The organism is Corynebacterium sp. 335C, assembly GCF_053525695.1.
On sequence record NZ_JASTTB010000001.1, the window covers coordinates 762,191 to 774,284 of the forward strand.

Annotated in this window: 10 protein-coding genes; 5 read left to right on the plus strand and 5 right to left on the minus strand. The window is 71.9% G+C overall.

What is annotated here, in order from left to right:
- Positions 1 to 209: 209 nt before the first annotated feature.
- Positions 210 to 1,082, minus strand: coding sequence for an SDR family oxidoreductase (locus QQS41_RS03235; protein ID WP_448851248.1), 873 nt, complete (start codon positions 1,080 to 1,082; stop codon positions 210 to 212).
- Between the two features lie 311 nt (positions 1,083 to 1,393).
- On the opposite strand from QQS41_RS03235, the gene QQS41_RS03240 reads away from it, so the two are divergent.
- Positions 1,394 to 2,071 (plus strand): GntR family transcriptional regulator, encoded by a 678-nt coding sequence (locus QQS41_RS03240; protein ID WP_448851249.1) that lies wholly within the window; start codon positions 1,394 to 1,396, stop codon positions 2,069 to 2,071.
- Positions 2,072 to 2,199: 128 nt separating this feature from the next.
- Here the strand turns inward: QQS41_RS03240 and QQS41_RS03245 are convergent, their stop codons facing one another.
- Complete coding sequence (locus QQS41_RS03245; protein ID WP_448852006.1) at positions 2,200 to 2,913, minus strand: hypothetical protein; 714 nt, start codon at positions 2,911 to 2,913, stop codon at positions 2,200 to 2,202.
- A gap of 18 nt (positions 2,914 to 2,931) precedes the next feature.
- On the opposite strand from QQS41_RS03245, the gene QQS41_RS03250 reads away from it, so the two are divergent.
- Both QQS41_RS03250 and QQS41_RS03255 read left to right on the plus strand, forming a co-directional pair.
- Positions 2,932 to 4,290: an SDR family NAD(P)-dependent oxidoreductase gene (locus tag QQS41_RS03250; RefSeq protein ID WP_448851957.1), complete on the plus strand. Its 1,359-nt coding sequence runs from the start codon at positions 2,932 to 2,934 to the stop codon at positions 4,288 to 4,290.
- A 544-nt stretch (positions 4,291 to 4,834) separates the two neighbouring features.
- Positions 4,835 to 5,668 (plus strand): CAP domain-containing protein, encoded by an 834-nt coding sequence (locus QQS41_RS03255; protein WP_448851250.1) that lies wholly within the window; start codon positions 4,835 to 4,837, stop codon positions 5,666 to 5,668.
- 104 nt (positions 5,669 to 5,772) lie between these two features.
- Here QQS41_RS03255 and QQS41_RS03260 read toward each other — a convergent pair whose 3' ends face one another.
- Entirely contained in the window at positions 5,773 to 7,038 is a 1,266-nt protein-coding gene (locus QQS41_RS03260; RefSeq protein WP_448851251.1) for an MFS transporter, read from the minus strand.
- Positions 7,039 to 7,184: 146 nt separating this feature from the next.
- Between QQS41_RS03260 and QQS41_RS03265 the strand changes: the two genes are divergently transcribed.
- Positions 7,185 to 8,117, plus strand: a complete 933-nt coding sequence (locus tag QQS41_RS03265; RefSeq protein WP_448851252.1) for a LysR family transcriptional regulator — start codon at positions 7,185 to 7,187, stop codon at positions 8,115 to 8,117.
- Between the two features lie 597 nt (positions 8,118 to 8,714).
- Here QQS41_RS03265 and QQS41_RS03270 read toward each other — a convergent pair.
- Positions 8,715 to 9,940, minus strand: a protein-coding gene (locus QQS41_RS03270) for an IS3 family transposase (RefSeq protein WP_448851253.1) whose coding sequence is annotated in 2 segments (ribosomal slippage) — positions 8,715 to 9,661 and positions 9,661 to 9,940 — 1,227 coding nt in all. Because the reading frame shifts where the segments join, the coding sequence is not laid out codon by codon here.
- A 192-nt stretch (positions 9,941 to 10,132) separates the two neighbouring features.
- On the minus strand, positions 10,133 to 10,732 hold the full coding sequence (locus QQS41_RS03275; RefSeq protein WP_448851254.1) for a mismatch-specific DNA-glycosylase: 600 nt from the start codon (positions 10,730 to 10,732) through the stop codon (positions 10,133 to 10,135).
- A 48-nt stretch (positions 10,733 to 10,780) separates the two neighbouring features.
- Between QQS41_RS03275 and QQS41_RS03280 the strand changes: the two genes are divergently transcribed.
- Positions 10,781 to 12,091 (plus strand): MFS transporter, encoded by a 1,311-nt coding sequence (locus tag QQS41_RS03280; protein WP_448851255.1) that lies wholly within the window; start codon positions 10,781 to 10,783, stop codon positions 12,089 to 12,091.
- Positions 12,092 to 12,094: the final 3 nt, after the last annotated feature.

Here is a 12,094-nt window from a genome sequence, read left to right on the forward strand (position 1 = left end):
CACGTCGTCTCGTCGAGGCCGGCGGGACTGCCGACGGATGCCCACCTTATGGGATCGCCTGTCCAAAATATGAGAAACCCCCGCCGAAGCGGGGGTACCCGGGGTTCCGCGCGGGACGCGTCGGGACCAGGGCGGGACCGGCGGACGGTCGCGGAGGGCCCCGTCGTCACGCGAACGACGCGCCGCGGGCCCCCTGACGCGCGGCGCCGCTACACGCGGTCGCCGGCGCGGCCGCGGAAGTGGTCCATGGTGTGGTTGATGCCCAGCACCTTGGTGATGAGGTCGAACACCGGCGACGGCAGCAGCCGGCCGACGAACACCATGCGGGCGGCGGTCGGGACGATGAGCTGGTGGGAGCCGCGCTCGATGGCGTCGATGGTCTCGCGGGCGACGTAGCCCGGGTCGAGGATCGGGAAGAGGAACGGGACCTTGGCCTGGACGCCCTCGAACATGCCGGTGTCGATGTAGAAGGGGCACAGCGACATGACGTTGATGCGGTGGCCGGCGGTCTTCATCTCGACGCGGAGGGACTCGGAGAAGCCGACCGCCGCGAACTTGGAGGCGGAGTAGTCGGTCTGCTTCGCGACGCCGACGATGCCGGCAGCGGAGGCGACGTTGACGACGGTGCCGCGGTTGCGCTCCACCATGCCGCGGAGGAACGGGCGGGTGACCAGGTAGAGGGAGCGGACGTTGACGTTGAAGGTGCGGTCGACGGACTCCTGGGAGGTGTCCAGGAACTCGCGGCCGGAGACGACGCCCGCGTTATTGATCAGGATGTCGACGTCGCCGGCGCGCTCGGCGGCGGCCTCGACGGCGTCCTGGTCGGTGACGTCGACGGTGTCGGCGACGAAGACGCCGCCGGCCGACTCGATGATCCGCCGCGTCTCCTCGTTGCGGGCGGGGTCCATGTCCCAGCCGATGACGCGGGCGGCGCCGCGGGCGGCGCACTCCTGCGCCATGAGGCGGCCGATGCCGGAGCCGGAGCCGGTGACCAGGACGACGCGCCCCTTGACGGGCATGCGGTACTTGTTCGGGATGAACTTCTGCAGGCCCCTGATGCGGGCCATCACGGTTTCGAGCATGGGCCGAGGGTATGTCCCCGGAAACATTCCCGACAGGGGTTAGCGCGAATCCGCGGCGGTCACCCCCTTCGCGCCCGCGCACGTGCGCAGGCGCTTGACATGCGGTTTCCGGGTCAAATGCGTTGCGACGGTTGCCGCCCCGGCCCGCCGCCGCCCTCCGCTCGGGCCCGCCGCCGCACCTGCGCCGGTTTCCCTCCGGTGGGGCTCCGGCGCCGGCTGCGCACCGGCCGCGGGCGCCCACGGCGCGGACGCGCACGGCCGCGGCGCCCGTTCCCGCCCCGCGGGGTCCGCCGCCGACGTAGATTGCGGTCATGGAGAGGATGCCGGTGGCGGCGCGCGTGGCGCTGCGGTTGCGCGACGAGATCGTCGACGGACATCATGCGCCGGCGTCGCGGCTGCCGGAGCAGGCGCTGGCGGAGCGGCTGGGGGTGAGCCGCAACAGCCTGAGGGAGGCGTTCCGCATCCTGGAGCGCGACGGCTACGTGGTGCACGTCCCGAATCGCGGGGTGTTCGTGCCGGAGGTCGACGCGGAGGAGGTCGAGCAGCTCTACGCGTTCCGTCGGGTGGCGGAGCTGGGCGCCATCGTGGAGATGACGCCGGATCAGATGCGGGGGTTCGCGGAGGAGCTGCAGCCGATGGCGCGGCGCATCGAGAAGGCGATCCGGGAGGACGACTCGGTGATGCTGGGCCGGTCGAACGCGGATCTGCACATGAGCATCATCCGGTACGCGGGGTCGCCGGTGCTGGATGCGGCCGCGGCGGCGGTGTTCGTGCGGATGCAGCTGGCGATGCTGGCGACGGGCCGGACGCTGGAGCTGCGGATGCTGTTCTCGCGCCGCAATCTGGGCATCATCCGGGCGCTGGCGGCGGGCAACGGCCTGCGGACGCGCGCGGAGGTGCGGGCGTACCTGGATGCGAGCCTGGACGACGTCCTCGACGCGTTCGGCGTGCCGCCGGAGAAGCGCCGCCCGCATCCGTCGCTGCCGTAGCGGCGGGCCGGCGCCCCGAGCCTCCGATCCGCCGCGGCCGCGCGGGGTTCGCGCAGGTGGCGCGGGGCGCGTCGGTCATGCCCCGCGCGTGGTGCGCGGGTGCGCGTGACGACGCCTCCCGCCCCGGCTCACAACCCCCGGGCGAGGTCGGCGAGGTCCTCCTGGCCGCGGTCGAGGAACCGGGCGACGGCGCGGCGCCGCGGGGCATCGGCGTCGAGGCCGAGGGCGACGTTGACGACGGCGAGGACTCCGGCGGGGTCGTCGTCGCGCGCGGCGCCGTCGTAGCCGACGGCGTTGAGCAGCGCGGCGGGGCCGTCGAGGTGGGCCAGGCGCGCGGCGGCGACCGGGGCGGGCGCGGATCCGTCGAGGGGCGCCCAGTAGCGGCCGCCGGGTTCGTCGGTCAGCCGGGCCCAGGTGCCGGCGTAGACGTAGACGTCCGGGGTGTCCTCCGGCGTCGGCGCGGCGGCGGGCGTCGCGGGGCGGGCGTCGGGTTCGAAGCCCGCGGCGTCGAGGGCCTGCAGGGCGTCGTCGACGTCGGCGGGGGCGCCGGCGCCGGGCTCGGGCCAGAAGTCGACGTCGCGCAGCCAGCCGACGACGACCTTCAGGGCGGCGAGCTGCTCCTCCAGCTGCGCGGTGCGGCCGGTCTCCGCGGCGGCGTCCGGTGTGGTCGGCTCCGCGGCGGCATCCGGCGTGGTCGGCTCCGCGGCGGCGCCCGGAGTGACCGGCTCCGGGGCGGCCGACGGCGCGGGGGCGGCCGGCCCCGCGGCGCCGTCCGCGGCGCGGGCCGGGGCCTCCGCGGGGGCGGCAGCCGGGGTGCCGGGGCGGGAGGCGTCGTCACGCACGGGCTGTCCGGCGGGCGCATCGAGAAGGTCTCGGTGGAGTCGTGGCGGAAGACGCTGGACCTCAACGTCATGGGCATCATCCGGGGCGTGAACGCGTTCCTGCCGACGATGCCGGACGGCGGCTCCATCTCCATCACCGCGTCGATGATGGGCCTGGTCTACCCGGGCTACATGGCGACGTACAACGCGTCGAAGGCCGCCGCCGTCGCCATCGCGGAGACGCTGCGCTGGGAGCTGCGCCACCGGAGCATCAGCGTCACCGCCATCTGCCCGCAGTTCTTCCGCACGGGCCTGCGGGAGTCGCTGTCGCGCGACGACGCGCTGGCGAACCACCTGGCGAACATCCTCATGGGCCAGACGTGGCTGCAGGTCGACCCGGTCGCGGACCGGTCGCTGAAGGCCATCGACGCCGGCCGCATCATCTGCACGCCGGACGCGGTGGCGGCGATCTCCTGGTACGCGAAGCGGTTCCTGCCGCCGGCGTACCGGTGGACGCAGCTGGGCGTGTTCGGGCTGCTGCGGAAGCTCGCGCTGCGGAAGTTCCCGGAGGAGAAGGCCGCGGTCCACGGCCCGCCGGCGCGGGCGCGCGGCGACTTCTCGCAGCCGGTCGCGCTGGTCACCGGCGCGGCGTCGGGGCTCGGCCTCGCGCTCACGGAGCGCTTCGTCCGCGAGGGGTTCCGGGTGGTTGCGCTGGATCTGCGTGACGACGTGCCCCGCGAGCTCCACGAGCTCGGCTCCGCCGTGGAGTACCGGAAGCTCGACGTGAGCTCCGTGGAGGAGTGGGACGCGCTGGCCGCCGACCTCGGCCCGCTGGACGTCGTGGCGATGAACGCCGGCGTCGCGGGCCCGGGCCGCATCGGCCACATCCCGGACGAGGCGTGGGAGCGGGTGTTCGCCGTCAACGTCATGGGCGTCGCCCTGGGCCTGCGCGCCACCGTGCCGCTCCTGCGGGACAAGGGCCGCATCCTCGTGACGTCGTCGGCGGCGGCGATGGCCCCGCCGGCGACGATGGGCGCCTACTCCGCGTCGAAGGCGGCGGCCGCGGCGATCGCGGAGTCGTGCCACTGGGAGCTGCGCTACCGCGGCATCTCCGCGACGGCGGTGTGCCCGCAGTACTTCTCCTCCAACTTCGCGCAGTCGCTGCCGGGTGACGACCCGGGCTGCGACGACATCGAGCGCGAGCTGCTGGGCCGCACGAAGCTGACGCCGGAGAAAGTCGCCGACGCGGCGGTCCGCGGCGCGCTGAAGCGGAAGATGGTCGTCGCGCCGGACCTGGCGACGAAGGCGATTCTCGCGGGCACCCGCCTGGCGCGCCCGGCCTACATCCGGGTGCAGGAGGCGCCGGCCGCGAAGGCCCGCAAGCGCCTCGGCACCTGACATTTAGAACACGCGTTCGAACGCCGCGCCGGCAATGTCGGCCCGCGCGACATGATGCACCACGTCGACGCGATGGAGCGGACTCCTCCGGCCAACCCCGGGAGGGCCCGCACCGGACGTCGGCGGGCGGTGGCCGCCGGGGACGGTCCCCCTTTATAGGTCCCCGGCGGCGCCACCCACCATCGGCACGGCCCACTCCCCCATCCTCGTTCCTTTCCTTTCCGGGGTTCCCTTTCCGGGGCCCGGCCGATGGCCCACGGTGGCGGGCGACTCCCGAGCGGAGGCGCCCGCCGCCGTCTCGATCGTGGAAACGGGGGCGGCATTTCCGCCGCCGTCGCGATCGCGACACGGGACGGCGTGCCCGCTGCCGCGATCGCGTCATGGAAGCGGCGGCGGGGACCGTCGCAAAGCTCGAACATCCGTGCGCAAAATCGCGTCCTGACGTCGGCCACTCGCGTAACTTTCGAAACATCTGTAACATCTGTTTCACGTGCGTTCCCGCGCGCACCCCTTGCACGCGCGGACAGACGAAAGGAACCGAGACATGGACAACCTCATCGCCGCCGCCATCGCCGGCCTGCTGCCCATCTCCTCCCTGCTGCCCGGCTCCGGGGACATGGACTGGGGCTCCTCGAGCCTCCCCTCCCCCGCAGGCGACCGCCCGGGTCCCTCGGAGGAGGCGCCCGTCGAGTCCGAGGTGCAGAAGGAGATGCGCGAGGCGCTCAACCGCTTCCGCGAGGACAACGGCGTCGCCCCGGTGAAGGCGCTCACCGAGCTCAACGTCGTCGCGCAGGACTGGGCCGACCAGATGGCCAAGGACGACCGCATGCGCCACAACCCGCTGTACACGGCCTCCTACCCGCGCGGCTGGATGTTCGCGGGCGAGAACGTCGCGCAGAACTGGGAGGGCGTCGAGGCCGACGAGCTCATCGCCCAGTGGGCCGAGTCCGACGGCCACCGCCGCAACATGCTGGACACCCGCTTCACGCACGCCGGCTTCGGCCTGGCCACGACCGAGGACGGCAAGGTCTACGCCGTCCAGGACTTCGCGCAGTACGCCGTCGACCCGGTCGACGGCCCGCCGGCCGAGCCCCGCAACCCGGGCGAGGACGACGAGAAGGACGCGGACAAGGACAAGGACGCCAAGGACAACGACGAGGCGACCACCGACTCCACGGACGCGAAGGACGACAAGTCCACGGACTCCACGGACGCCGGCGAGTCCACCGGCCGCGACGAGGACGCCACCACCATCGGCGGCGACTCGGACAAGGACGCCACGGACGCGAAGGACTCCGACAAGGCCACGTCCACGGACTCCGAGGACAAGGATTCCACGGACTCCGCGACGTCCGAGGGCAACGAGGGCTCGCCCTAGCCCCTCCCCACCGGTTCCTCCCTCCCGCCCGCGGGAGGCATGACGACGGGGCCGGCGCCGGGCATCCCACGCAGGATGCCGGGCGCCGGCCCCGTCGTCATGCGTCAGTTCAGCTTGCCGCGGCGCAGGCCCAGCCAAGCGCAGGCGCCGGCGACGAGCGACAGGCCGACCAGCCACGGCACCAGGCCGCCCCAGCCGAGTCCGCCGAAGACATGGCCGGAGACCCAGCCGACGATGGAGGAGCCGGCGTAGTAGCTGAACAGGTACATGGAGGACGCCTCGGCGCGGTCGTGGTCGGCGACCAGGCCGACGGACGACGAGGCGACGGAGTGGGCGACGAAGAACGCGCCGGTGAACAGGGCGATGCCGGCGAGCAGCGCGGGCAGCCACGGCAGGGCGACGAGGCCGAGGGCGAGGCAGGCGACGACGGTGGCGCCGACGATGGCGGGGCGGCGGCCGACGACCTGCGCCCAGCCGCCGGCGCGGGCCGAGGTCCACGTGCCGGCGAGGTAGAGCAGGAACACGAAGCCGGCGAGCGCCGGGGCGAGCCCGAACGTCTCCGACAGGCGGAAGCCGACGTAGTTGTACAGCGACACGAAGGCGCCCATGAACAGGAACGCCAGGACGTAGAGGCCCAGCAGGCGGGGGTCGCGCAGGTGCACGGCGATGGCGCGGGCCTCCCCGGCCAGCGAGAGGGACTTCGGCGTGAAGCGGCGCTGGCGGGGCAGCAGCCGCCACGTGGCGATGGCGAAGCACAGCGCGACGACGGAGCTGACCAGCAGCGCGACCCGCCATCCGGCGAACTCCAGGACGATGGAGGGGATGATGCGGCCGAGCAGTCCGCCGACGGTGGTGCCGGCGACGTAGAGGCCCATGATGCGCGGGACGTGGTCGCGGTGGATCTCCTCGGACACGTAGGTCATGGCGACGGCGGGGACCGCGGCGATGATGGCGCCCTGCACCAGGCGCATGGCGATGAGCGCGCCGGCGTTGGGGGCCAGCGACAGCGCCAGCCCCAGGATGGTGGCGGCGATGGCGCCGATGGCGATGACGGGGCGGCGGCCGAAGCGCTCCGACAGCACGGAGATGGGCACGATGGCGCAGGCCAGGGCGCCGGTGGCGGCGGAGACGGTCAGCGCCGCCGTCGCGGGCGAGATGCCCATGTCGGAGCTGAGCACGGGCAGCAGCGCCTGGGTGCAGTACAGCGCCTGGAAGCTGGCCAGCCCCGCGAACAGCGCCGCGACGATGGCGCGCCGGTAGCCGGGGTCGCCGGGGACGAGGCCGGCGGCGGGCGGCTCATGGGTCGCGGCGGGGCCGCCTGCGGGGCGGTCGCCGGCGTGCGCTGTGCGGGTCGTGCTGTCGTAGGCCATGCGGGTCATAGTGCACCGTCCGCGGCAATGTGGAAAATGCATTTTTTGCGTGACGACGATTCCCTGGACGCATACCCACTGCCCAACGCACACATTCAGGGCCGCCGGGCGGCAGTCGGAGGCGGCGTCCGCGGTAGCCTGGGCGCATGAGCGACTCGTCGGCCGTCCCCTTCCACGGGGACCTGGACTGGTTCACGGATCTGGCGCGCACGTGCCACATGGGCGACACCGCCGCGCGGCTGGGCATCCCGCAGCCGACGCTGTCGCGGCGTCTGTCGGCCCTGGAGCGCCGCCTCGGCGCCCGGCTGTTCGACCGGTCGGGGCGGGGCCTGGCTCTCAACGACCGGGGCCGCATCTTCGCCGACGCCGCGGGCCGGGCGATGCGGGAGCTCGCCGCCGCGGAAGCCGAGATCGCCCGCCTGACCGATCCGCGGCGCGGCCCGGTGCGCCTGGACTTCATGCATTCGCTGGGCACGTGGATGGTGCCGGACATCCTGCGCGGGGCGAACCGCGCCCGCCCGGACTCCCCCATCGAGCTGCACCAGGGCGCGGGCCGCCTGCTGGTGGAGCGCGTCCTCGCCGGGGAGACGGACCTCGCGCTCGTGGGCCCGCGGCCTGCGGAGGCCGACGGCCCCCTGGAGTGGACGCCCCTGACCCGCCAGCGCCTGGCCATCGCCCTGCCGGCCGGGCACCGGCTGGCGGGGTCGCGGGCGCCGCTGCGGATGGCGGCGGTGGCGGACGAGCCGTTCATCGCGATGCTGCCCGGCTACGGCACCCGCGAGCTCCTCGACGCCCTGTGCGCAGGCGCCGGCTTCGCCCCGCGCCTGGTGTTCGAGTCGATGGAGCTCACCACGGTGGCGGGACTCGTCTCCGCGGGGCTGGGGGTGGCGCTGCTGCCGCTGGAGCGCGGCCCGGCGGCATCGGAGCTGACGGTGCCGGGCGTGGTGCGGCGCCCGGTCGCCCCGAAGGCGTGGCGCGAGCTGGGCATGGTGCGGCTGCGGGAGCGGGAGATGACGCCGCCGGTGGCGGCGCTGCACGCCGACATCGCGACGGCCGGCGCGCAGCGGCGGTGGGGGTAGGCGCGGGGTCGACGCCTGCGTCCGGGGCACCGCTCCCCCGCGCCCACGTCTCCTCCGCGTGACGACGGCACCCGCCCACAGCCCGCCCCCCCCCCCCCCCGACGGAAAAACCCCCGCTTGCGCGGGGACGACGCCAAGATGCTCGACCCGGACGTCGCCTTCGACGGAACATCCCCGCTCACGCGGGGACGACAGGCCGGTACCCCCACAGCGTGATTCATTCCGCCGGCCAATCGTCCGCCCTGGAAATCCCAGAGCTCGACGACCTCGGCCCCAGTCGAATCCGCAGTTTCCGCCGAAACGCCCAGCAGGTTCTTCACGTCAGTCACGCAGCGGGAAAGAACACTCATTTCGCGGATCGCGTCCCGAACTCCCCTGCGAACACGAGCGGTAAGTACATCACGCGGTATGTCATCGCCGGCCTCCGGGGCCAGGGCCGCCACCGATTCGAAGGCAATCGGAATGGTCACGTCCGCCTTGTACAGATCCGCCATGTCGTACACGAACGCACGGTCATGACCGACATGGACGAAGCCCAAGCCCGGGGAGCAGCCCAACGCCACGATCTGAAGCGTCCTGGGTTTAGTTCCGCTTCTTTTACGGCCCTGTGTTGATGGGCTGGGTGAGATAGTACTCGGTTTCGACTTCCTGTGGGGTGGCGTAGTCCAAAGCTTCATGAAGCCGCTTGGTGTTCCACCAATGCACCCACCGCAAGGTGGCCAATTCGACTTCTCCGACCGACGTCCACGGACCTTGGGCATGAATCAGTTCCGCCTTGTAGAGACCATTGACTGTTTCGGCTAGAGCATTGTCATAAGAATCGCCGACTGTTCCCACACTCGGACGGATTCCGGATTCCGCTAGCGCGGTGAAATACTTCAGTGACACGTACTGGCTGCCCCGATCACTATGGTGAATTAACTGGTTTCCATGAATTCGCCCTGCAGTCGTTAACGCATGCTCCAAAGCTTCCATGGGCAGCGCATCGGTACGCATCGTCGAGCGTGGAGCAACACCAACAATTTTTCGGCTGAAGACATCCACGACAAACGCGGTATAGGCAAATCCTGACAGGGTACGAACATAGGTAATGTCGGCAACCCACAACCTGCCTGGCGCTTGGGCACGAAAGTCTCGCTGTACAAGATCCGGGCGACGATCCGGTGCCTTCGGGCTAATCGTTGTCACAGGGGTTCGCCCACGTCGGCGGCCGGAAACACCTGCTAGCTTCATCAGTCGTGCAGTCTTGTCGCGGCCGATATGAAAGCCTTCACGGTTCATCGCGTGCCACATCTTGCGGATGCCGTAGACCGAGAAATTCTCCGCACGTACACGCTGAATCTCTGGGATGAGAAGGCTATCGCTTAAGGCCCTTGCACTGGGAACACGAGTGGTCGCCTTGCGGTAGCCGCGTGAAGTAATGAATCCACGATCTGCTTGTTTAAGGACTCGGCAGATGGCCTCGACCCCAAACTGATCTTTATACGTGTCGATGTAGGAGATCATTTGGTCGTGGGTCGGTCGAGTTCCGCTGCGAAAAAAGCCGAAGCTGTCTTAAGAATCCCGTTTGCTCGTTTCAGTTCGCGGTTTTCGCGGCGCAGACGCTTGAGCTCTTCTTCCATTGTCTCGCCGCCTGAAGCGTCAGAATTATCGAGTACTGAAGCGCTGTCACGGTACCAAGCCCGCAACGTGTGGTGAGATACTCCAAGGACCTCACCGACCTCCGTGTAGGCGCGTTGCAGTGAGCAAGATTCCAGGCGGACCATTTCGATGATCTGATGGACCGCCTTCTCCTTGAACTCGACGGAATACTTTCTAGGCATAGTTCAATCCTTCCTTAGCTGAGGTAGGAACTAAACCCAGGACGCTTCAAAGCGGCCCCGAGGCTGTTCACCTCGGGGCCGCCGATGAGCCCCGCTGACGCGGGGACGACCGTCTTCCCGCCTCCGATAAAGGGAACAGCCCCGCGGGTGCGGGGAGGGCGCGGATGCGCACCGGGGTCGACGCCCGCCATGCTAACCGCCCGGCCGCTCCCCCAGCCTCCGCCACACCTCGCCGTATGCGCGGGCGAGGGAGTCCACGGTCTCGTGGGCGTTGAGGCCGCTCGGGTTGGGCACGACCCACAGCTCCGCGCCTGGGTCGCCGGAGGCCGGGTCGGCGCCGATCCGCTCCTCCTGCAGGCCGGGCTTCGCCCTCCGCCGGCCGAACGCCGTGCGGTACGCCCCGATCCCGGCGACCATGACGATGTCGGGCCCGCCGCGGCGCACCCGCTCGGCCCGCACCTTGTCCTCCAGGATCCGGCCGCCTGCGCGGATCTCGTCATTCGACAGTTCGGAGGCCCGCGCCGTCGCGCAGGCGACGACGTTGGTGAAGCCGAGGGCGGCGTCGTCAAGCACCCGCAGATCGTCGGCGGAGAGCCCGTCGCGGGCGTCGATCTCGCGGGCCGTCACCCCCGCCTTCGCCAAGGCGGGCCAGAAGCGGTTGCCGGGGTAGGCGAACGGCGCCCCGGTCTTCGCGGTCCACAGGCCCGGGTTGATGCCGACGACGAGGAGGCGGCAGCCGCCCACGTTGATGTCGTCGATGGTCGCGCCGTACCAGGCCGAGAGATCCTCCATGCCCCCACGGTACGGCCCCGCCCGCCGCCGCCCCGCTATCCTTCCCCCATGAACGTGACCGGCATCACCCCGGAGCGGGGCGCGGCGGCGTGGCCCCGCGTCGCCGCCGCCATGTTCGCGGCGGGCTTCGGCGCGAACCTCTTCGCACCGATGCTGGAGGTCTACCGCTCCGACGCGGGCATCTCCCAGCCGGAGGTCACCGCGATGCTCGGCGTCTACGCGCTCGGCCTGGTGCCGGCGCTCATCGTCGGCGGGCCGGTGTCGGACCGGCGGGGCCGCCGCGCGGTGCTGCGCCCGGCGATGATGGTCTCCGCGCTGGGGTCGGTGGTGCTGGCGTGCGCGGCCGGGGGCGTGGAGCCGCTGCTGTTCCTCGGCCGCTTCATCGCGGGCATCGGCGTCGGCATGACCATGGCCGCGGGCGCGGCGTGGGTGAAGGAGCTCTCCGCCGACTCCCCCACCGCCGGGCCGCGGCGCGCGACGTTCGCCATCTCCGCGGGCTTCGGCGGCGGTCCGCTGGTCAGCGGCCTGGTCGCCCAGTTCCTGCCGGCGCCGGAGGTCACCCCGTACCTGGTGCACCTGCTGGTGGTCGCCGTCGCGGCACCCCTGATGCGGAACGCGCCCGAGACGCGGCATGCGCGTGACGACGCGTCCCGCCCGGCCGCCGACCCCGCGGCGGGCACCGTCTCCGCCGCTGCCGCAGGCGCCGGCGCACCCGCCGCCACGACGCCGGCCGCGCGCCCGCCGCTGGTGCCCCGCGTCGCCCTGACCCGCCGCTTCGGCTGGGCCGTCGCCGCCTGGGCGCCGTGGGTGTTCGGCACCGTGACGTGCGGCTTCGCCGCTCTGCCGACGCTCGTCGCCGGGCAGCTGCGCTGGCCCGTCGCCTACTTCGGGCTCATCGCGGCGGTGGCGATGCTCTCCGGCGCGTTCATCCAGCCGTGGGCGCAGCGCCTGCTGGAGCGCGGCTGGCTGCCGCTCGCCGTCGTCGGCCTCGGCGCGGCGTCGCTGGGCATGCTCGCCGCCGCCGGCGTCGCCCACCTCGGCGGGCCGTGGCCGGCCATCCCCGTCGCCTGCCTGCTCGGCTGCAGCTACGGCGTGATGATGGTCGCCGGCCTCCACGAGGTCGGCCTCATCGCCGACCCCCGCGAGCTCGGCGCGCTCATCGGCGTGTTCTACGCCCTGACGTACATGGGCTTCTTCGTGCCGTTCGTCCTGTCGCTCGTCGCCCCCGCGGTCGCCTCCGCCGCCGGGTGGAGCGTTGCCGGCGGGTACGTCGCGTGCTTCCTCGCCGGGGCCGTCATCGCCGCCGCCTCCGCCGTCCCCGTCGCCCGCGTCGCCCGGCGCGGCGCCGATCACCCATGACGC

Excerpts from the sequence above, each read along its gene's own strand:
- QQS41_RS03240 (WP_448851249.1), top strand. The coding sequence starts at position 1,394 with ATGGAGAGGATGCCGGTGGCGGCGCGCGTGGCGCTGCGGTTGCGCGAC.
- QQS41_RS03255 (WP_448851250.1), top strand. The coding sequence starts at position 4,835 with ATGGACAACCTCATCGCCGCCGCCATCGCCGGCCTGCTGCCCATCTCC.
- QQS41_RS03265 (WP_448851252.1), top strand. The coding sequence starts at position 7,185 with ATGAGCGACTCGTCGGCCGTCCCCTTCCACGGGGACCTGGACTGGTTC.
- QQS41_RS03235 (WP_448851248.1), bottom strand. The coding sequence starts at position 1,082 with ATGCTCGAAACCGTGATGGCCCGCATCAGGGGCCTGCAGAAGTTCATC.
- QQS41_RS03260 (WP_448851251.1), bottom strand. The coding sequence starts at position 7,038 with ATGGCCTACGACAGCACGACCCGCACAGCGCACGCCGGCGACCGCCCC.
- QQS41_RS03280 (WP_448851255.1), top strand. The coding sequence starts at position 10,781 with ATGAACGTGACCGGCATCACCCCGGAGCGGGGCGCGGCGGCGTGGCCC.
- QQS41_RS03275 (WP_448851254.1), bottom strand. The coding sequence starts at position 10,732 with ATGGAGGATCTCTCGGCCTGGTACGGCGCGACCATCGACGACATCAAC.